The sequence below is a fragment of the Paramesorhizobium salinisoli genome, from assembly GCF_003335045.1.
Lineage (GTDB): Bacteria > Pseudomonadota > Alphaproteobacteria > Rhizobiales > Rhizobiaceae > Paramesorhizobium > Paramesorhizobium salinisoli.
In genome coordinates this window covers 321,771-342,607 of the sequence record NZ_QOZG01000003.1, presented here as the reverse complement: position 1 = coordinate 342,607, position 20,837 = coordinate 321,771, and the positions used below count along the sequence as shown (strand labels likewise).

At 60.3% G+C, this 20,837-nt stretch carries 18 protein-coding genes; 9 read left to right on the top strand and 9 right to left on the bottom strand.

The features are described from left to right. Positions 1-66: 66 nt before the first annotated feature. Positions 67-1,251: a lipid-A-disaccharide synthase gene (gene lpxB / locus DUT91_RS08580; RefSeq protein ID WP_114439954.1), complete on the top strand. Its 1,185-nt coding sequence runs from the start codon at positions 67-69 to the stop codon at positions 1,249-1,251. A gap of 68 nt (positions 1,252-1,319) precedes the next feature. On the opposite strand, the gene gltA is transcribed toward lpxB, so the two are convergent. Together gltA and gltX are read right to left on the bottom strand one after the other, a co-directional pair. Beyond that, the gene (gltA, locus tag DUT91_RS08575; protein WP_114440180.1) at positions 1,320-2,612 is read right to left on the bottom strand and encodes a citrate synthase; all 1,293 of its coding nucleotides are present in this window, start codon (positions 2,610-2,612) and stop codon (positions 1,320-1,322) included. A 192-nt stretch (positions 2,613-2,804) separates the two neighbouring features. Continuing rightward, positions 2,805-4,226, bottom strand: coding sequence for a glutamate--tRNA ligase (gltX, locus tag DUT91_RS08570; protein WP_114439953.1), 1,422 nt, complete (start codon positions 4,224-4,226; stop codon positions 2,805-2,807). A 131-nt stretch (positions 4,227-4,357) separates the two neighbouring features. Between gltX and DUT91_RS08565 the strand changes: the two genes are divergently transcribed. Further along, a complete protein-coding gene (locus DUT91_RS08565) occupies positions 4,358-7,000 on the top strand; it encodes a ComEC/Rec2 family competence protein (protein WP_114439952.1) in 2,643 nt (880 codons plus the stop codon). Here DUT91_RS08565 and lexA read toward each other — a convergent pair. From lexA to DUT91_RS08530, 7 genes are all read right to left on the bottom strand, one after another. Further along, the gene (gene lexA, locus DUT91_RS08560; protein ID WP_114439951.1) at positions 6,994-7,725 is read right to left on the bottom strand and encodes a transcriptional repressor LexA; all 732 of its coding nucleotides are present in this window, start codon (positions 7,723-7,725) and stop codon (positions 6,994-6,996) included. The two genes, DUT91_RS08565 and lexA, sit on opposite strands and share 7 nt — an antisense overlap. A 146-nt stretch (positions 7,726-7,871) precedes the next feature. Further along, positions 7,872-8,726 carry a D-amino-acid transaminase gene (locus DUT91_RS08555; RefSeq protein ID WP_114439950.1) on the bottom strand — a complete coding sequence of 285 codons (855 nt, stop codon included), beginning with the start codon at positions 8,724-8,726 and terminating at the stop codon, positions 7,872-7,874. Positions 8,727-8,754: 28 nt separating this feature from the next. Then, positions 8,755-9,978 carry a molybdopterin molybdotransferase MoeA gene (locus DUT91_RS08550; RefSeq protein WP_114439949.1) on the bottom strand — a complete coding sequence of 408 codons (1,224 nt, stop codon included), beginning with the start codon at positions 9,976-9,978 and terminating at the stop codon, positions 8,755-8,757. Between the two features lies 1 nt (position 9,979). Then, positions 9,980-10,477: a cyclic pyranopterin monophosphate synthase MoaC gene (gene moaC / locus DUT91_RS08545; protein ID WP_114439948.1), complete on the bottom strand. Its 498-nt coding sequence runs from the start codon at positions 10,475-10,477 to the stop codon at positions 9,980-9,982. Between the two features lie 5 nt (positions 10,478-10,482). Then, a complete protein-coding gene (gene trpC, locus DUT91_RS08540) occupies positions 10,483-11,301 on the bottom strand; it encodes an indole-3-glycerol phosphate synthase TrpC (protein WP_114439947.1) in 819 nt (272 codons plus the stop codon). 2 nt (positions 11,302-11,303) lie between these two features. Beyond that, a complete protein-coding gene (gene trpD / locus DUT91_RS08535) occupies positions 11,304-12,323 on the bottom strand; it encodes an anthranilate phosphoribosyltransferase (RefSeq protein ID WP_114439946.1) in 1,020 nt (339 codons plus the stop codon). A gap of 9 nt (positions 12,324-12,332) precedes the next feature. Then, entirely contained in the window at positions 12,333-14,222 is a 1,890-nt protein-coding gene (locus tag DUT91_RS08530) for a peptidyl-prolyl cis-trans isomerase (protein WP_114439945.1), read from the bottom strand. A 167-nt stretch (positions 14,223-14,389) separates the two neighbouring features. Between DUT91_RS08530 and tpiA the strand changes: the two genes are divergently transcribed. From tpiA to DUT91_RS08495, 7 genes are all read left to right on the top strand, one after another. Continuing rightward, positions 14,390-15,154 carry a triose-phosphate isomerase gene (gene tpiA / locus DUT91_RS08525; protein ID WP_114439944.1) on the top strand — a complete coding sequence of 255 codons (765 nt, stop codon included), beginning with the start codon at positions 14,390-14,392 and terminating at the stop codon, positions 15,152-15,154. 165 nt (positions 15,155-15,319) lie between these two features. Then, the gene (gene secG / locus DUT91_RS08520; RefSeq protein WP_114439943.1) at positions 15,320-15,730 is read left to right on the top strand and encodes a preprotein translocase subunit SecG; all 411 of its coding nucleotides are present in this window, start codon (positions 15,320-15,322) and stop codon (positions 15,728-15,730) included. Positions 15,731-15,991: 261 nt separating this feature from the next. Further along, entirely contained in the window at positions 15,992-16,693 is a 702-nt protein-coding gene (locus DUT91_RS08515) for a L,D-transpeptidase (protein ID WP_114439942.1), read from the top strand. Between the two features lie 174 nt (positions 16,694-16,867). Further along, on the top strand, positions 16,868-18,496 hold the full coding sequence (locus tag DUT91_RS08510) for a CTP synthase (RefSeq protein WP_114439941.1): 1,629 nt from the start codon (positions 16,868-16,870) through the stop codon (positions 18,494-18,496). Between the two features lie 5 nt (positions 18,497-18,501). Further along, positions 18,502-19,401 carry a VOC family protein gene (locus tag DUT91_RS08505; RefSeq protein WP_114439940.1) on the top strand — a complete coding sequence of 300 codons (900 nt, stop codon included), beginning with the start codon at positions 18,502-18,504 and terminating at the stop codon, positions 19,399-19,401. A gap of 5 nt (positions 19,402-19,406) precedes the next feature. Then, positions 19,407-20,246: a 3-deoxy-8-phosphooctulonate synthase gene (gene kdsA, locus DUT91_RS08500; protein ID WP_114439939.1), complete on the top strand. Its 840-nt coding sequence runs from the start codon at positions 19,407-19,409 to the stop codon at positions 20,244-20,246. Between the two features lie 95 nt (positions 20,247-20,341). Further along, a complete protein-coding gene (locus DUT91_RS08495; RefSeq protein ID WP_114439938.1) occupies positions 20,342-20,704 on the top strand; it encodes a PRC-barrel domain-containing protein in 363 nt (120 codons plus the stop codon). Positions 20,705-20,837: the final 133 nt, after the last annotated feature.

The following is a 20,837-nucleotide window of genomic DNA, read 5'->3' as shown; positions in this document are numbered from 1 at the left end:
TGCAGTAGCTCAGGTATTAGAGCATCCCTTGCGCGCGCAAAGGATGGACGCTCAGGAGGAAAGCTGATGGCGCGAAAATTGCCGCTGAAGATCGCGATCATCGCCGGGGAGGAGTCGGGGGATCTGCTTGGCGCCGATCTGATCGATGCGCTGCGCGGCCAAACGGATCGCCTGGTCAATCTCGTAGGCGTCGGCGGCAGCCACCTGCAGCAACGTGGCCTGAAAAGCCTGTTCAATCCGGACGAGATTGCGCTCATGGGGCTTGGCGCGGTCCTGAAAAACCTGCCCAAACTGGTCTGGCGCATCGCGCAGACGGCGAGGGCCGTGGTTGCGGCGAAGCCAGATTGCCTCATCATCATTGACAGTCCGGATTTCACCCATCGCGTCGCGAAGAAGGTCCGGGCCGCCGATCCAACCATACCGATTGTGAAATATATCGCGCCGACCGTCTGGGCGTGGCGTCCGCAGCGCGCCAGGACCATGCGCGCTTATGTCGATCATGTGCTGACGATCCTGCCGTTTGAGGTGGACGTGCTGAAGCGGCTGAATGGGCCGGCGGCGACCTATGCCGGCCATCGCCTTGCAAGCTACAAGCCGATCCTGGATGTCAGGGCGGCCCGGATGAACCGGGAGAAGACGCGGGCGGAAGGCGAGGAGCGGACGCTGCTCGTGCTGCCGGGGTCGCGGCGCTCGGAAATCAAGACGCTGATGGAGCCCTTCGGCAAGGCCGTGGCCGAGCTGGCGGGACGGGTGGAGACGCTGCATGTCATCCTCCCGACGCTTCCGGCAATCGAACCAATGGTGCGCACGCTTTCCGCCGACTGGCCGGTGAAGCCGCTTGTTGTCACGGGCGAGGAAGAGAAATGGAAGGCATTTGCGCAAGCGGATGCCGCACTTGCGGCTTCTGGCACCGTATCGCTCGAATTGGCGCTGGCGCATGTTCCGACCGTTCTTGCCTATAAGATCGACTGGTTCGCCAGGCAGTTTCTGGCGCCGCGCATCACGGCCTGGAGCGCAGCGCTGCCCAATGTCATCGCCGATCAGGCGATTCTCCCCGAGCATTTCAACGAATTCGTCCGGCCCGGGCTGCTGGCGCGCGAACTCGACGGGCTGATGCGGCCTGGACCGGCTCGCGAAGCGCAGATTTCCAGCTTCCAGCATATCGCTGAACTCATGATGACAGAAAGGCCGGCGGGTGAAATCGCGGCCAAGACCGTGCTCGATTTGATCGGAACCGCAAAATCTCGATGAAATGGGGTATCTGCCCTTCATGAAAAAAGGCGCCCAAGGCGCCTTTTTTATCATTCTAATTTTTTCGCTTATTTCCGCTTCGCCAGCGGCACGAAATCGCGTGGCGGCTCGCCGGTATAGAGCTGGCGCGGACGGCCGATCTTCTGCTGCGGATCCTCGATCATTTCCTTCCATTGGGCGATCCAGCCGACGGTGCGCGCGACGGCGAACAGAACCGTGAACATTTCGGTCGGGAAGCCCAGCGCCTTCAGCGTGATGCCGGAATAGAAGTCGATGTTTGGATAGAGCTTCTTTTCGATGAAATATTCGTCGGTAAGGGCGATCCTCTCAAGCTCCATCGCTACGTCGAGAAGCGGATCATCCTTGATGCCGAGTTCGCCGAGAACCTCATGCGTCGTCTTCTGCATGATCTTGGCGCGCGGGTCGTAATTCTTGTAGACGCGGTGGCCAAAGCCCATGAGGCGGAACGGATCGTTCTTGTCCTTCGCCTTGGCGATATATTCGGGAATACGGTCAACCGTGCCGATTTCGGCCAGCATGTTGAGCGCGGCCTCGTTGGCGCCGCCGTGGGCGGGGCCCCAGAGGCAGGCAACGCCGGCCGCGATGCAGGCGAAGGGATTGGCGCCGGACGAGCCGGCGAGGCGCACAGTCGATGTGGAGGCGTTCTGCTCGTGATCGGCGTGCAGGATGAAGATGCGGTCCATGGCGCGGGCCAGAACCGGATTGACCTTGTATTCCTCGCAGGGCACGGCGAAGCACATGCGCAGGAAGTTGGATGCCAGGTCGAGATCGTTCTTTGGATAAACGAAGGGCTGCCCAATATGATATTTATAGGCCATCGCAGCCAGCGTCGGCATCTTGGCGATCAGCCGAATCGAGGCGACCATGCGCTGATGTGGATCGGTGATGTCGGTCGAGTCATGATAGAAGGCTGACATGGCGCCGACGCAGCCGACCATGACGGCCATGGGATGCGCATCACGGCGGAATCCGGTGAAGAAGCGCGTCATCTGCTCGTGCACCATCGTGTGGTGCGTGATGCGATAATCGAAATCCGCCTTCTGCGCCTTGGTTGGCAATTCGCCGTAGAGCAGGAGATAGCAGGTTTCCAGGAAATCGCCATGTTCGGCAAGCTGGTCGATGGGATAGCCGCGATAAAGCAGCATGCCCTCGTCGCCGTCGATATAGGTGATCTTCGATTCACACGCGGCCGTCGAGGTGAAGCCGGGATCGTAGGTGAAGGCATGGGCATTCTTGTAGAGCGGGCCAATGTCGACGACGTCTGGTCCAACAGTGCCCTTGCGGACAGGCAGTTCAAAGCTATTGCCGCCAAGGGTGAAATTAGCTGTAGTATTAGACATAATCGTTCCTTTCAAATCCTCCGTCACCGTCATGGATCGCGGTGAGAGCGAAATAGCCCTGATTTCGTGCTAAACCATCCCCGAGATTTCGCACGTCAAACTATCCCAAACCTCCAATGTTGCAATGCGGAATTTCACCTGCAGGACCAGCTTTTGTAACGACAGCGTGATGTCCGGCAGGCGATCGTCCGTTTAATCGATATGATCCCTAATTCTTGCCAGGGATTCCTCCCTGCCGAGAACGGCGAGTACATCGAACACGCCAGGAGAGGTTGCGCGTCCGGTCAGGGCAGCACGCAAAGGCTGCGCGACCTTGCCGAGCTTCAGTCCCGTCGATTCCGCGTGGACACGTATCGCGGCGTCGAGGCTTTCAGCCGTCCATTCGCTTGCCTGCTCCAGCGCGGGCAGGGCGCCTTTGAGAATGGCCCGCCCCTCTTCGCCGAGCAGGGAAGTCGCCTTCTCGTCGAGGGCCAGCGGACGCAGGGCGAAGATGAACTTTGCGCCATCGGCTAGTTCCACAAGCGTCTTCGCGCGTTCCTTCAGGCCGGGCATGGCGGCGAGAAGCTGGCCGCGACGCTTTTCATCGAGGATAGCAAGCAGGTCAGGCCCCCCCTCGATTTCAGGCAGCACGGCTATCAACGCATTGAAAAGCGCCTCGTCATTGCTGGAGCGCATATAGTGGCCGTTGATCGCCTCCAATTTCTGGAAGTCGAAACGCGCCGCGCCCTTGTTGATGCCCTTGACGTCGAACCATTCGATCATCTGTTCGATCGACATGATCTCGTCATCGCCATGGCTCCAGCCGAGGCGGACAAGATAATTGCACAATGCGGCGGGCAGATAGCCCATGGCGCGATAGGCCTCGACACCGAGTGCACCATGGCGCTTGGAAAGCTTTGCGCCGTCCGCCCCATGGATGAGAGGAATATGCGACATGGACGGCACCGGCCAGCCCATGGCGTCATAGATGACGGTCTGGCGCGCGGCATTGGTCAGGTGATCGTCGCCGCGGATGATATGCGTCACGCCCATATCGTGATCGTCGACCACGACGGCATGCATATAGGTCGGGTTGCCATCCGAGCGCAGGATGATGAAATCATCGAGATCCTTGTTCGGGAAACGAACCTCGCCCTGCACCTCGTCACGCACGACCGTCTCGCCGGTTTGCGGCGCCTTGATGCGGATAACAGGTTTTACACCCGCAGGCGCCCCGGCGGGATCGCGGTCGCGCCAGCGCCCGTCATAGCGCGGAGGGCGGCTCTCGGCGCGGGCCTTCTCGCGCATTTCGTCGAGTTCCTGCGGCGAGGCATAGCAATAATAGGCCTTGCCCTTCGCAACGAGTTCTTCCGCGACTTCCCGATGGCGTCCAGCGCGCTCATATTGCGAGATGGCATCGCCGTCCCAGTCGAGGCCAAGCCAGCGCAATCCGTCCAGAATGGCATCGACCGCGGCTTGCGACGAGCGCTCCCGGTCGGTGTCTTCGATGCGCAACAGCATCTTGCCGCCGGTATGCTTGGCGTAGAGCCAGTTGAACAACGCCGTGCGTGCGCCACCGATATGCAGAAAGCCGGTGGGCGAGGGCGCAAAGCGGGTAATCACGGGTGAAGACATGACAACTCCGGTGAGTGCGGGGCCAGATCGAAAGCCCCACTCGATTTCGGTTGGCGTTCATGTAGCATAGGTGGCTGAGGGTGCAAGTGTCTGGCGGGATTGGTAACGGTTCCGGGCGCGCGAGGGGGCAGATGAGGGGCGTGCACGACACGGGCGAGGTCGATGAACGGGCGCTTTTGCGGCCGGGCTTTGCCGTGCCGCCTGTGGAAGCTCTGCCTCAGCGTATGCCTGTTCCGCATCCGCCGGAGCATCGCGGTTCCACACTTCCAACGCGCGACCTTATCGTCGCGCGCTTCCGGTCGTTGGGCCGCTCTTTTGCGGTCTTGCTCGCGGAAGAGCAGGAGCATGGCACGCATTTCCTTTTCCTGCCGGTCTTTGCCGCCATAGGCGCGATTTCCTATTTCTCGCTCGCACAAGAGCCGCGATGGATGCCGCTTATCTCAGGCATGTCCGTGCTCGTCACTGTCCGCATTCTTGCACGCCAGCGCCAGATCGCAGCCATGGCGCTCACATTCGCCATCGCCGCTCTGGCAGGCATGCTGACGGCAAAGACGGAAACAATGCTGCGCGCCACGCCGATGCTCGGCGGCGATATCACCACGCGCGTAACCGGACGCATCGTCGCCATGGAGCAGAATGCCGGCAATGGGTGGCGCGTCACGCTGGATGTGCTTTCAACCGCGCGACCGACACTTCGCCATGCGCCCGATCGCATCAGGCTTTCCGCCCGCGATCTTCCCGCCTCGGCCGATATCGGTTCGGGGCTTTCCGGTCTCGCGCGCTTGCGCGCCCAGTCCGGTCCTGTGCGTCCGGGAAACTATGACTTTGCTTTTCATGGCTATTTCAACGGCATCGGTGCGAATGGCTTTTTTCTGGGAACGCCGAAAGCTATCGACGTTCCCCAGCCGGATGGCGCCGGCGCCCGGATGCTTCTGTGGATCGCCGCACTGCGCCAAGGGATAACCGAAAGCATTGCTTCCAGCCTTGCAGGTGAGGAGGGGGCCATCGCAGCGGCGCTGATCACCGGACAGCGGGAGGGGATCAGCGAGGCGACCAACGAAGCACTGCGCATGAGCGGCCTTGCGCATATTCTCTCCATATCCGGTCTCCACATGGCGCTCGCCGGCGGGATCGTCATGCTCGTGCTGCGTGCGCTGATAGCGCTTTTTCCGGGCTTTGCGATGCGCCACCCCGTGAAGAAATATGCGGCAGGCGCGGCGCTGCTGGCCTCGGCCTTCTATCTCCTGCTCTCCGGTTCAGGCGTCGCAGCACAGCGGAGCTTCATCATGCTGGCGGTAATGCTGATCGCCATCCTGATGGACCGGTCCGCTATCACCATGCGCAATCTCGCGCTGGCGGCGCTGATTGCCATCATCCTGGTTCCCCATGAAATCGTCGGCCCCAGTTTCCAGATGTCGTTCTCCGCAACGGCGGCGCTGATCGCGGCGTTCGCCTGGTGGACCGAAAGAAAACGGAACCGCGCGAAAGAGGCGCCGATCTCGTCATTCGGCGCAAATGGTTTTGTCGGCAAAATCGTCATGTCAGTGGGGGCAACGGCGGCCACATCGGTGATCGCCGGAACTGCGAGCGGCATTTTTGCGCTCTATCATTTCAACAATACCGCGCCGCTCGGTCTACTCGGCAACGTGCTGGCACTGCCGGTCATATCGGTCTGCGTCATGCCCTTTGCCGTTCTCAGCCTGTTGATGATGCCGTTCGATCTCGAATGGCTTCCCCTGCAGGTGATGGGATCGGGCATCGAGATGGTCAAATGGGTGGCGCGCGAGGTGGCGTCGATCTCGCCCGATGCCAATCCGGGAATCATGCCCATTTCAACCCTGCTGCTGTGGTCATGCGGCCTGGTGCTGGCCATGTTCTTGCGAACGCGCCTGCGCGCCGTTTCGCTCGCCTTCATTGCGGCCGGGCTCGTGTTCTTCATTCGGGAGCGTGGTCCGGATCTGATCATATCCGATGACGGGCGGCTGGTCGCCATGCGGACTGAAGAAGGCGCGCTGGCCGTCAACCGCAAGCAACCGTCACGCTTTACCATCGAAAATTGGCGAAAAGCTTATAATGCAACTGATATCATCAAGCCGCAGGCTGGCTCCGTCATCGCGGGAGGCTTTACCTGCGAGAAAAGTGTCTGCCTTGCCGAGATGCGCAACGGACAGATGCTGGCCTATACGGACGTTCCGGACGGGCGGAAGACCGCCTGCGCTATCGGCGACATGGTCATACTTGCTTTCGCCGGCAAGAACCTGTCATGTGGCTGGAAGGACAGGCACGAGGGAAAAATTGTGATCACCCTGCGCGATCTCGCGATAAAGGGATCGCTGGAGATCAGGCTCGGTGAAATCGGGCAGGTGGCATCGACTGAACCTGTCTCGATGAAGCATGTCTGGCGAGAACCGATTCCCCCTGACAATGCGAGCCCGATTAAAACGAAAACTGCTTTTTCATATGATGCAAACGAGCCGTTTGGCGAGCCATTCGAGCCGCTTTACGTTTCCGTGGAAACAGAAAACGCATCACGCGATGCCGAAAACCACCAAAGCGCTTCAACCGACATGCAGTCCGGGCAGTCCGGGCAACCCGCGATACTGACCTACGCCATCGGCCCGCCACAACGACCATGGAACCAATATCGGCTATTTTCGCGCGCAGCACGCGGCCTTCCAGAGAAAACGTCCGCGAGCCGCACGTTTAAGGCCAAGCAGAAACCGCCCGGGAAATTCACGGGAAAACCGGCGATAATCCCTTCCGCCAATCAATAGCGGCGAATGAGACCGACCAGCTTGCCCTGCACCTGAACCCGATCCGGCCCGAAGATACGCGTCTCATAGGCTGGATTTGCCGCCTCAAGTGCGATCGAGGCGCCCTTGCGGCGAAAGCGCTTCAGTGTCGCTTCCTCATCATCGACGAGCGCCACAATGATCTCGCCGGGGCTGGCCGTATCGCTGCGCCTGATGACGACCGTATCGCCATCGAATATGCCTGCCTCGATCATCGAATCGCCCTTCACCTCCAGCGCGTAGTGATCGCCCGGCCCGATCATCTCGGGTGGCAAGCTGATGGAGTGGGTCTGATTCTGGATGGCGGAGATCGGAACGCCGGCTGCGATCCGCCCCATCACAGGGACACTGATCGTGGCCATGGCATCATCATTGGCGACGCGATCATTGACAATACGGGGACGCGGCGAACTGGCCGCCATATTACGTCCAAGACTGCCTTCGATGACGCTCGGCGCAAACTTCTTCTGCGCATTGAGCCCCGGTGCGATTGAATCAGGCAGGCGTAGGACTTCAAGAGCGCGCGCCCGGTTGGGCAGACGGCGGATGAAACCGCGTTCCTCCAGCGCCGTGATCAACCGATGGATGCCCGATTTCGACGCGAGATCAAGCGCTTGCTTCATCTCATCGAAAGAAGGAGGGATTCCGGTCTCCTTCAACCGTTCGTGGATGAAAAGCAGTAGCTCATGTTGCTTGCGCGTCAGCATGGCAGGTTCCTCTAAGGGAATCGGAGCAAAAACAAAACCAGAACGAAACACTATCTGTTCCAGTCTTGTTCTGCAACTGTTTTAAAATCGTTAACAGCGCCAGCGATGAAAACGCTATTTGAACCCGGAGCCGGGAAAGCCATACATCAGATCGCGTTGGCGCATCTGTCCTCGATATAGGCGGCGCGCAGGCGCTGCGTGACCGGGCCGGGCTTGCCGGCGCCGACGGGCTGCCCATCGATGCGCGTCACAGGCATGACGAAACTCGTTGCGGAGGTGATGAAGGCTTCCGCCGCGTCCTTCGCCTCCTGCGGCGTGAAGGCCCGCTCCTCGGTCGGAACGCCCGCAGCGTGGGCGAGGTCCAGGATGGATGCGCGCGTGATGCCATGGAGGATCGCCGTGCTGAGGCTGCGGGTTATAAGCTTGCCTTCTTTTGTCACGATATGCGCGTTGGCCGAGCTTGCCTCTGTGACGAAGCCATCCTCGACCAGCCAGGCATCTTCGGCATTCTGGCGCATGGCTTCCGTTTTTGCCATCGAGGGATAGAGAAGCTGCACGGTTTTTATATCACGTCGGGCCCAGCGCAGGTCAGGCACGGTGATGACGGAAATGCCGGTTTCAAGCTTGGGATTGCTCAAAATGGCCTTTTCCTGCGTAAAAAGCGTGATGGTTGGGGTAGGATTTGCCGGAAATGCGAAATCGCGATCCGCTGGCCCGCGCGATATCTGCATGTAGATGAGACCTTCGCCAAGATTGTTGCGGGCAACGATCTGACGATGGACCTCCAGCAGGCTGTCGGCGTCGATAGGGGAGGTGATGCCCAGTTCGCCCAGCGACCGCTTGAGGCGCGCGGCGTGGCCGGGATAATCGATGAGTTTCCCGCCGATCACGGCGGTGACCTCGTAAATGGCGTCGGCGAAGAGAAAGCCGCGGTCGAAGATGGATACCTTGGCTTCGCCTTCTGGAAGCCATTCGCCGTTCAGATAGACAATACGGGACATGTTCAAAATCCTTCATAGCCGCTGGAGTTCAGCGTAGCATGAACACTTCGCACGATTCTCCCGCACGCGCTGCTTCAGCATGCGGTTCGCGAATGATCAAGCCGTTTGCACGGGCGAGCGCGCTCAGCATGGATGAATCCTGTAGGGGCAGGGGCGTGGCGACCGGGTCGCCGTTCTCGTTTTGGATGATTTCCGCGCGGATATGATCGCGCCTGAGATCGTTGGCCGGCATGTCTGCGCCGAGGTGCACCCTGCGCATGTCAGGTCTGTAGGGCCTGCCCGCCAGTGCGGAGACGAGCGGAGCCAGGAAGAGATAGCTGCATACAAGGCTCGACACCGGATTGCCCGGCAGACCGAGAACGCGCAGGCTCGTATCATGCAGCCCTTGCAACTTGCCCGACATCAGAGGTTTGCCCGGGCGCATGGCAATTTTCCAGAAATCGAGCTCCATCCCGCGTCGGGTAAGCGCCTCATGGACAAGGTCATGGTCGCCAACCGAAGCCCCACCTGATGTGACGAGTATGTCCGCACCTCTCTCGATGGCCGTGCCGATAGCGATATCGAGATCCTGTACATGATCACCTACAATGCCAAGATCAAGCGCTTCGCCGCCATGGATACGGATAATCTCCGCGATACCAAGAGAGTTGGAGGAAATGATCTGATCGGGCCCTGGCGCTTCACCCGGCGCAACAAGCTCATCGCCGGTTGTGATGATCGCGACCCTGGGCTGGCGCCACACCCGGATTTCGGCATTGTTCGCGGCAGCAGCCAGGGAAAGGGCTGCAGGATCGAGAATGCGGCCCGGCTGGAGCAGGATATCGCCCTTTGTGAAATCGAGCCCGGCGCGGCGGATATTCCGGCCCTCGGCTACCGATTGCAGGACAGAGACGGTGTCGTCGGCAAGTCGTTCGGTGTTCTCCTGGATAAGAACCGTGTCGGCACCTTGTGGAACGGGCGCGCCGGTGAAAATGCGCACGGCTTCTCCGGCGGCGACAGCGCCGGAATAGCGGTGTCCGGCAGCCGATTCGCCGATCACCTTCAATTGCGCGGGAATCACTGCGACATCGGCGGCGCGGATCGCATAGCCATCCATCGCGGAGGCATTGAAAGGCGGCTGGGTATGATGCGCTTCGACCGGGCTGGAAAGCACGCGCCCGCCAGCTTGAGCGACAGGCAGGCATTCCCAGCCCAAGGGGGCGGCACCGGCCAGAAGCCGCGCAAGCGCTTCGTCTACGGACAAAAGCGCCATCTCAGGAAGGCTTTCCCTGCAAGGGCGCGGTCCAGTCTCCGGACTTGCCGCCGCTCTTGGAAAGAAGCCTTATATTGCCGATCACCATCCCTTTGTCGGCGGCCTTCGCCATGTCGTAGATGGTGAGGCAGGCAACCGAAACTGCGGTCAATGCCTCCATCTCGACGCCGGTCTTGCCAGTCAGCTTAACTGTGGCCTGTACGCGCAGACCGGGCAATGTCTCATCGGCATTGATCTCAACTGCTACATTCGTCAGCATCAGCGGGTGGCAGAGCGGTATCAGTTCGGCCGTTTTCTTTGCCGCCATGATGCCTGCGATCCGCGCTGCGCCGATCACATCACCCTTGGCGGAGTTGCCTTCCAGGATGCGTTCCAGCGTTTCAGGAAGCATGGTCACGAAGCCCTCGGCCACCGCGACCCGCCCCGTCTCACCCTTCGCCCCGACATCCACCATGTGGGCTGCGCCCGTTTCATCGAGATGCGTGAGCTTGCCGGCCATGACGTTCAGCCCGCCGCGCGGCGGGTTTGTGCGTCGCCGTGAAGAAGCGCGAGGGTGGCGGCGGTGACATCATCCTGTCGCATCAAGCTTTCGCCGATCAGGAAGGTGCCGATGCCTGATTTTTGCAACCGCAGGCAATCCGCATGGGTGAAGATGCCGCTCTCGCCGACGAGAAGCCGGTCGTCTGGCGCCATCGAAGCAAGCCGTTCGCAAACGGCGAGATCGACGTCGAAGGTTCGCAGATTGCGGTTGTTGATGCCGAGCAGGCGCGACGACAGTTTCAGCGCGCGTTCCATCTCCTCCTCGTCATGGACTTCGACGAGGACATCCATATCGAGCGAAAAGGCAGTCTCCTCCAGCTCATGGGCGAGATCGTCGCTGACGCTCGCCATGATGATCAGGATGCAGTCAGCGCCCCAGCTACGGGCCTCATGAACCTGATAGGTGTCGAAAAGAAAATCCTTGCGCAGCGCGGGAAGCGAACATGCCTCTCGGGCGGCGGCGAGGAATTCCGGCGCGCCCTGGAACGATGGCGTGTCGGTCAGTACGGAGAGGCAGGCGGCTCCGCCTGCTTCATAGGCCTTGGCAAGCGCCGGCGGATCGAAATCCGGCCGAATCAGTCCCTTCGACGGGCTGGCCTTCTTGATTTCGGCGATCAGCGCGAATTCACTCTCGGCACGCTTGCGCTGCAGGGCATCGAGAAAACCGCGCGGCGGTGGCTGGTCTGCCGCCTTGGCCTTAACCTCGGCAAGCGGCAGCCGTGCCTTGGCGGCGGCAATTTCTTCGCGCTTGTAGGCTTCGATCTTCTTCAGAATATCAGCCATGGTCAGTTTTCTTCGCGATTGGAAACGGCGATGAGCTTCTTCAATACCGCATGTGCGGCCCCGCTGTCGATCGAATGAGCGGCCAGTTCTATTCCCTCATCGAGACTTTCCGCCTTGCCGGCAATGACGAGCGCTGCGCCTGAATTAAGCACCGTGATGTCGCGAAACGCGCCGCTGATGCCTTCAAGCACGCCGCGCAACGCTTCGGCATTATAGGCGGCGTCGCCCCCCTTGAGCTCGGCCGGATCGACGCGCCGCAACCCGACGCTTTCCGGCGTAACTTCGAAGCTGCGTATGTCGCCGTTTTCCAGGGCGGTGACATGGGTCGTGCCCGCTGTAGTCATCTCGTCGAGACCGTCGCCATGCACAACCCAGACCGTTTCCGATCCGAGCTCCTTCAGCACATGTGCGATCGGCTCCACCCACTGGCGGGCGAAGACACCGACGAGCTGGCGCTTGACGCCGGCAGGATTGGAGAGGGGACCGAGCAGGTTGAATATGGTGCGCGTGCCGAGCTCGACGCGGCTGGGGCCGACATGGCGCATCGCCGAATGGTGTGACGGCGCGAACATGAAGCCGAGGCCCGTCTCACGGATGCATTGCGATATCTGTTCTGGCCCGACCTCGATATTGATGCCGAGAGCGGCAAGCGTGTCGGCTGCGCCGGATTTTGACGACAGTGCCCGGTTGCCGTGCTTGGCGACCGGAACGCCCGCACCCGCCACCACGAAGGCGGAGCAGGTAGAGACATTGTACGAGCCTGACTGGTCGCCGCCTGTGCCGACGATATCGATGGCATCTTCCGGCGCGGAAACCGGCAGCATCTTGGCCCGCATGGAGGCCACGGCGCCGGCAATCTCGTCCACCGTCTCGCCGCGCACACGAAGCGCCATCAGGAAGCCGCCGATCTGGGACGGTGTCGCTTCGCCCGACATCATGATGCCGAAGGCTTCTTCCGCCTCCGCCCGCGAAAGCGGAGCGCCGGAGGCGGCCTTGCCTATATGTGTCTTCAAGTCAGCCATGAGTGTTTCTCAAAAGGCCAGCGCCCGATCGATGGCGGCCTGATTGACGGTGACGGGGAATTCGGTCTGCAACTGCGCGACAAGCTGATCCAGAAGATCGTCGGAAAGCCGCGACTTGAAGGCCTCGCGCTGGTCCTCCGGGATCGACTCGGGTCCGGTTCCAGCCGGCTCGACCGATTCGGTCACCTTGAAAAGTATCTGCGCTTCATCGGCAGCGGCGGGCGCGATACCCGTGAGGCCGTCCGGACCGCCGAAGACCTGCGTAACGGCCTGCGGCGACAGTTCCGCATCGTTGCCGAGGCGGGTGATGCCGCGCTTGGTCTCCTTCTGGAGATTGAGTTCCGTGGCAAGCGCATCAAGCGTCGTGCCGCTGTCGAGGCGCTTCTTCAGTTCATCGGCCTTGGCGGTGAGCCGCTTCGTTGCTTCCTCCGACTTCCACTGCGCCAGCACCTTGTCCTTGACTTCGTCAAGCGTACGGTCGCGGGCAGGCGTCACGCTATCCACATGATACCAGATATAGCCGTTGGATCCGACGGGAAGCGGGTCATTATCAATGCCTGCATCCGTCTGGAAGGCGGCCGGCAGGAGCCGCGCCTTTTCCGGGACATTGGCGACGGGCGATCCATCGGGGCCGTTTCCGCTCGCGTCCACCGCATCAATGGTGACAGCTTTCAGTTTCAGCTTCGCCGCCGCTTCGGCCATCGTCGCGCCGGAAGAACGATCATCCTCATAACCGTCATGGACGGCGGGAACCTCGTTTGCCGCCTGCGAGACGGCAAGGGTCTTGCGGATCTCTCCTTCGACTTCGGCAAGCGGCTTGACCGTCTGTGGTGTAATGGCGGAGACGCGCAAGATGACCGGGCCAAAGGCACCGTTCACCACGTCACTCACGCCATCCCTAGGCAAGGCAAAGGCCGCATCGGCGATCGACTGATCGGGAAGGCTGCTCTTCTGGAAGGTGCCGAGATTGACGTCCTGCGGCGTCTTGCCCTCTGCCTTGACGATATCGTCGAAAGATGTTCCGGCGAGGATTTTCTCGTGCGCGGCTTTCGCGGCGTCGGCATTGGCGAAGCTCAACTGATCGACGGTCCGGGTTTCAGCCGTCGTGTAGCGCGCGATGTTCTTCTCGTAATAGTCCTTGATCTCGTCAGGGGTAATTGAGGAGAAATCGGCAATATCTTCGGGCTCGAGCTTAACATAGGTGATCTTGCGGTATTCCGGCGCCCGGTATTCAGCGACATGGGCGTCGAAATAGGTCTTCAGTTCGCTGTCGGACGGGTTGGCGATCTCGCCGACGCTAGAAAGCGGAAGGGTGATGTAATCGATAGTCCGGCTTTCGCCCTGATAGAGCGCCGCCGCCTTGAGAAGCGTGTCCGGCACCTTTATGCCGTCCGCTACGGCCTCGACGATCTGCTGACGGCGAGCGATCTGCGCGCGGCTTTGCAGATAATCGTCCGGACGCATGCCAGCCTGACGCAGGACGTCGAAGAACCGGTTCCTGTCGAAACGGCCGCTTGCATCATGGAAAGCGGGATCTTCACCGGTGAGTTGCGCAAGCCGCGTCTCGGATAGGCCGAGATCCATCCGCCGTGCTTCCTCGTCGAGAACGACCCCGGCAACGAGTTGCGACAGGACCTGATTATTGATGCCGAGCGCCTGCGCCTGTTCGCGGGTGATACGCTGGTTGAATCTCTGCGACAGGAGCTGCAACTGCCGGTCATAGGCGAGACGGAATTCCGTTGCCGATACCTTGGAGCTACCGGCGGACAGGACGGTGTTGCCACCGGCATCGCCCCTGAATGCGTCAGCTATACCCCAGGCGGCGAAACTCAGCACCAGAACGCCGAGGAGGAGTTTGGCAACCCATGAACGGGCGGCATCACGCAAACTGTCGAGCATAGGAATACCGTTGTTGTGTAAGGTTTCTCTTGTTCTAGAGGGGGATAGCCTCAAGCAGGGGCCGTATGCAAGGATTCATTGATGTCACGACGTTTGCTTTGCAATCCGGATTTGCTAGTCAGGGATGATTTTGCCAGTCGCTGTCACGGAATAAAGAGGAGCAGAACATGACCCCAGCCATCCGCCCACTGGTCGCAGGCAACTGGAAAATGCATGGGATGGGGCAGTCTCTCGCCGAATTGCGGGCAATTGCAACCGGCTTGAGTTCCGACCTCGCGCAAAGACTGGACGCCGTGATCTGTGTTCCTGCGACTTTGCTGTCGCGCGCCACGGACGCGCTGGTTTCCGAAGCCGTCAGCCTTGGCGGTCAGGATTGCCATGTGAAGGAATCAGGCGCCCACACCGGCGATATTTCCGCCGCCATGTTGAAGGAGGCCGGCGCGAGCCATGTGATCGTCGGCCATTCCGAACGGCGCACCGATCACCATGAAACAGACGCACTTGTCAGGGCAAAGACGGAAGCGGCCTGGAACGCCGGCCTCGTGGCTATCGTCTGCGTCGGCGAAACGGCGGCGGAACGCCAGGAAGGGCGCACGCTTGACGTGATCGGCCGACAATTGCGCGGTTCTCTGCCCGACAACGTACGGAGCGACACGACCGTCATCGCCTATGAACCCGTTTGGGCAATCGGCACCGGCCAGACACCGACGGCCGAGGATGTCGAGAAGGTCCACGCCTTCATGCGCGGCGAACTAATCGCGCGCTACGGCTCGGAAGGTGCAAGGCTGCGCTTGCTCTATGGCGGCTCGGTGAAGCCGGCGAATGCGGTCGAACTTCTCGGCATCTCCAATGTCGACGGGGCGCTCGTGGGCGGCGCAAGCTTGAAAGCGGCTGATTTCCTCGCCATTTGTGAAGCCTACAGGGTCCTTTGAGCATTCGCGCCACGTTCGGCAAGTAGTGACATTTCCGGAAGATAATGGGCGTTACCGCTGGTAAGTGGTTTTCCCTGAGCCCGGTGGACTTTTGAATATCACTTGGATTATCGGCCAATAGAGTGTAAGGAGCCGCGTCCAAAGCCAGAAAGCAGACGAGAATCCATGCAAACCGTCATCATCGCCATTCATCTTCTGATCGTCCTCGCGCTGGTCGGCGTGGTGCTTATTCAGCGCTCCGAAGGCGGTGGCCTCGGCATAGGCGGCGGCTCCGGCTTCATGACGGCGCGCGGCGCGGCAAATGCCCTGACCCGGACGACGGCAATTCTGGCGGCGGCTTTCTTTGCCACTTCGATCATTCTCGGCATCATGGCGCATCGCGGCGAGCGGCCGACCGACATCCTGGACCGCATCCCAGGCGCCACAGGCACTCAGAACCAAGCTCCGGGCGCCGGCGGCGTGCTCAATCAGCTCGGCGGCCCATCGTCGCAGAGCGAACCTGCACAGAATACGCCGACGCAGGAAGCCCCGGCTCAGCCTGCCACCCCGGCAAACCCGGTGCCGAATTCGCAATAACAGCGAGTCCAGCCTTCAGCTCTCAATACAAAAGCCTCCTGCATCATCGGGAGGCTTTTTTGTCGTTGGAGCTCAGGGTTATGCTTCAGTCTTCACGTAAAGTGTTGCAGCAGGGCAATACACGGGGCTGAATCCTTCCTCATCTCAACATTGTGCGTTGAGCGGAAAAACCGTTTGGCGTACTGAAGTCGAAAGGCTGGCGCGTGCGACGTCTCAAGTCCGCACCGGTCTACGAGGAATAATTCTTTCGGGGGCAGACCCATGTTTTCAAGCCGTATTCTTCTCGCCGGTGTCGCGGGATTGTTTTTAACCGTTCCAGTGTCCGCTCAATCTGCCGGGCAAGGTGCTGCTGCGGTAGTTGACGCTGGAGCGAAGGTGCAGAAGGTTTCGCTCGCCACCGAGAGCAAGAAATCGCCTGCAATCAAAAAGCCGCAGGCGCGCCAGAAGAAGAAGGGCGGGGAGCAGGCGAAGGCTCCGTCGGGTCGCAAATACAATATCGATCCGAAATTCATGCCGCAGGAAGTCTCGTTTTCGGGATATAAGCCGGGGACGATCGTCATCGATCCCGCACAGCGCTTCCTCTATCTGGTGGAAACTTCCAGCACGGCACGCCGCTACGGCATTGCCGTCGGCAAGGAAGGGCTGGAGTTCAAGGGAACAGCGAAGATCCAGACCAAGCGCGAATGGCCACGCTGGATTCCGACCAAGGAAATGATCGAGCGCAGCCCGGCGCAGTATGCCAGGTACAAGGATGGCATGGATGGCGGTCCAGGCAATCCGCTTGGCGCCCGCGCGCTCTACCTTTCCCAGGGCAATAAGGATACCTATGTGCGGATCCACGGGACCACGCAGCCCTGGACGATCGGTAGCTCCGCCTCCAATGGCTGCTTCCGGATGGTCAACGAGCATGTCATGGACCTTTACAGCCGCGTCGATGTCGGCACGGAAGTTATCGTCCGCTGATATAAAACAGATCAAATCGGTGAAAAAGCCGGGTTTCAGCCCGGCTTTTTTGCTGCGTTTTGGCACATATCACAAATAGTCAAACCCATTCCGCGGGATCGGCTGGGGGGAAATATCCCCTGAACCGATTTTTTTGTGGCGGAATCATTCAGGAGAGTCTAACGACGTAAGCCCATGGCGCGATATGTATTCATCACTGGCGGCGTGGTTTCCTCACTCGGAAAAGGCATCGCTGCCGCAGCACTTGCGGCTCTCCTGCAGGCACGCGGCTACCGCGTGCGCATCAGGAAGCTCGATCCTTATCTCAACGTCGATCCCGGCACGATGTCGCCTTACCAGCATGGTGAGGTTTTCGTGACGGATGACGGGGCGGAAACCGACCTCGACCTCGGACATTACGAACGGTTCACCGGGCGTCCTGCCAACAAGCAGGACAACATTACCACCGGTCGAATCTACCGCAACATCATCGAGAAGGAACGCCGCGGCGATTATCTCGGTGCGACGGTGCAGGTCATTCCGCACGTCACCGACGAGATCAAGAACTTCATTACCGAAGGCAATGAGGATTTCGATTTCGTGCTTTGCGAGATCGGCGGCACAGTCGGCGATATCGAGGCGATGCCGTTCCTCGAAGCGATTCGCCAATTGGGCAACGATCTGCCGCGCGGCAGCGCGGTCTATATCCACCTGACGCTGATGCCCTATATTCCGGCGGCGGGCGAGCTGAAGACCAAGCCGACGCAGCATTCGGTCAAGGAGTTGCGCTCGATCGGCATCGCGCCGGATATTCTGCTGGTGCGCGCCGATCGGCATATCCCCGAATCGGAACGCCGCAAGCTCTCGCTGTTCTGCAATGTGCGACCGTCTGCGGTCATCCAGGCGCTTGATGTGGCGAGCATCTATGACGTGCCGATCGCCTATCACGCGGAAGGGCTCGATTCCGAAGTGCTCGCGGCCTTCGGCATCGATCCCGCGCCGAAGCCCCGCATGGAGCGCTGGCAGGAGGTTTCCAACCGTATCCACAGCCCCGAGGGCGAGGTGACCATCGCCATCGTCGGCAAATATACCGGCCTGAAGGACGCCTATAAGTCGCTCATCGAGGCGCTGCATCATGGTGGCATCGCGAACCGCGTGAAGGTCAATCTAGACTGGATCGAGTCGGAAGTCTTCGAGCAGGAAGATCCCGCACCCCATCTCGAAAAGGTGCATGGTATCCTGGTCCCGGGCGGCTTCGGCGAGCGCGGCTCCGAGGGCAAGATCCTGGCGGCGAAATTCGCCCGCGAGCGCAAGGTGCCTTATTTCGGTATCTGCTTCGGCATGCAGATGGCCTGCATCGAAGCCGCCCGCAATCTCGCCGGTATCGAGAATGCCTCTTCGACGGAGTTCGGCCCGACAAAGGAGCCGGTCGTCGGCCTGATGACGGAATGGCTGAAGGGCAACATGCTCGAAAAGCGCAATCAGTCCGGCGATCTCGGCGGCACGATGCGGCTCGGCGCCTATGAAGCGCGGCTCAAGGCTGGAACGCGCATTGCCGACATCTACGGTTCTTCCGACATTTTTGAACGTCATCGCCACCGCTACGAGGTCAATATCGACTACAAAGAGCGTCTGGAGGAATGCGGGCTGATCTTTTCGGGCATGTCGCCGGATGGCGTTCTCCCCGAAACCATCGAATATGCGGATCATCCATGGTTTGTGGGCGTTCAATATCATCCGGAGCTGAAATCGCGTCCGTTTGAGCCGCATCCGCTCTTTGCCTCGTTCATTACGGCGGCCGTCGAGCAGAGCCGGCTCGTCTGACGGCAATGTCAGCCTCCCTCCCACCACGCCAAGCCCGTCCGGTCGATCATCTGGTATTGCCGGCGGCCAGCCTGGACGTGGCGCGGGGGCGGCTGCATAGGTTGGGCTTTACCGTTGCGCCGACAGGCGAACACCCTTTCGGGACCGTCAATGTCTGCGCCTATCTCGCCGACGGGACGTTCCTCGAAGCGCTCGCCATCGGCCAGCGCGAGACTTGCGAACAAGCAGCGATCACGGGCAATGTCTTTGTCGCCCGTGATCAGGCATATCGCTTCCGCCAGGGCGATGAGGGCTTTTCCGCCCTCGTCATGGGGACGGAGAACGCCAAGGGCGATCACGCAGCTTTTGTCGAAGCAGGCGTATCGGCCGGCAACATCCTGGATTTCTCGCGGCCCTTCGTGACGCCGGACGGCAAGCACGACAAGGCGGCTTTCCGGCTCGCCTTTGCCGCTGATCTGCGCGCGCCGGATGTCTTCTTCTTCACCTGTGAGCGGGTTAACGTGCCTGCTGTCGACCGCAGCGCTCTCCAGAGGCATGAGAACGGCGCGCTTGCCATTCGCGACGTGATCCTGAGCGAGACCAATCCGACGGATTTTCAGTATCTCATGCAGGAAATCGTCAATGAGCGCGAGGTGAATGCCCATTCCTTCGGTATGGATATTCGTGCCGCCAATGCCAATATAGCGGTTCTGACGCCGGCCGGGCTGGAAGCGTTTCTCGGCGCAAAGGCGCCGCCGCTCGGCGAGCGTGGATTGCGCCTGCAGGGCATCGTCTTTGCCGTGCGCGACCTCGCGTATGTCGAAAGACTCCTTTCCGGCAATGGAGTCGCATTTGAGAAACGCGGCGCACGAATCGTCGTGCAACCCGCTGCCGGGCAGGGCGCAATATTCGCATTCGAGGCTTGAACGTTATGACTTCTCCCAATTCCACGGTTTCCGCCGGCTCGGTTTCGTTTTCGAATTCCGGTCCCCTCTCGCTCATTGCCGGCCCCTGCCAGATGGAAAGCCGGCAGCACGCGTTCGACATGGCTGGCGCGCTGAAGGAACTGACGGGGAAACTCGGCATCGGTCTCGTCTACAAGTCGAGCTTCGACAAGGCCAACCGTACATCGCTCACCGGCACGCGAGGCATGGGACTCGAGAATTCGCTTGAAGTCTTCGCCGATCTGAAAAAGCAGTTTGGCCTGCCGATGCTGACGGATGTTCATACGGAAGAACAATGCGCTATCGTCGGCGAAGTGGTCGATGTGCTGCAGATTCCGGCTTTCCTGTGCCGCCAGACCGATCTTCTGATCGCGGCTGCCAAGACCGGGCGGGTGATCAATATCAAGAAGGGCCAGTTTCTCGCACCCTGGGACATGAAGAACGTCATCGCCAAGGTAACAGAGAGCGGCAATCGGAATGTCCTGACGACGGAGCGCGGGGCCTCCTTTGGCTATAACACGCTCGTCTCCGACATGCGCTCCCTGCCGATCATGGCCGGCTTCGGCGCACCTGTCATTTTCGACGCGACCCATTCGGTGCAGCAGCCGGGCGGGCAGGGCGCTTCGAGCGGCGGTCAACGTGAGTTCGTCGAGACCCTCGCGCGCGCCGCTGTTGCCGTCGGCGTTGCCGGTGTGTTCATCGAAACCCACGAGGCCCCTGATAACGCGCCTTCCGACGGCCCCAACATGGTTCCTCTCGACCAGATGCCGCGCCTTCTCGAGACGCTGCTCGCCTTCGATCACATCGCCAAGGCCAGCGGGCGCTGATCACGCGATATAGCCAAGCTTGTTTTCGAATAGGGAACCTTGCCGGCGTCCGCTCATTGAGTTGAAGCAAATCAACGAAATGAGGAGATCGTGCCATGCCGACAGCGTCCGGTCATACCACAGCCATTCGCGCCAGCCGCGTCATCGGAACCAATGTGTACAACAGGGAAGGCGAGAAAATCGGCGAAATCGAGGATCTTATGCTCGATAAGCTGTCCGACCATATCATGTTCGTCGTGATCGGCTTTGGCGGCGTCTTCAGCATTGGCGAGAAGTTCCACGCGATTCCCTGGTCGGTTCTCGATTATGTTCCTGAGCAGGGCGGCTATGTCGTTCCCTATTCGCGTGAGCAGCTCGAGGCCGCCCCGGTCCAATCCATCAGCGAGCTTTCCGAGGACGATGGCCAGAGAGCCCGCAATCTGTCCTTCGACTATTACAAGGTCCCGAAATATTGGTGATCGACTGATCGGCAGAAAGCTGATGAAAACGGCTCCGGATACGGGGCCGTTTTCGTTTGTGACAGCGATTTCACGCGATAGGGATTTTCCTCGCCCCCTCCTTTCGCTATGGAAGGCGCGACGGCTTTATGCT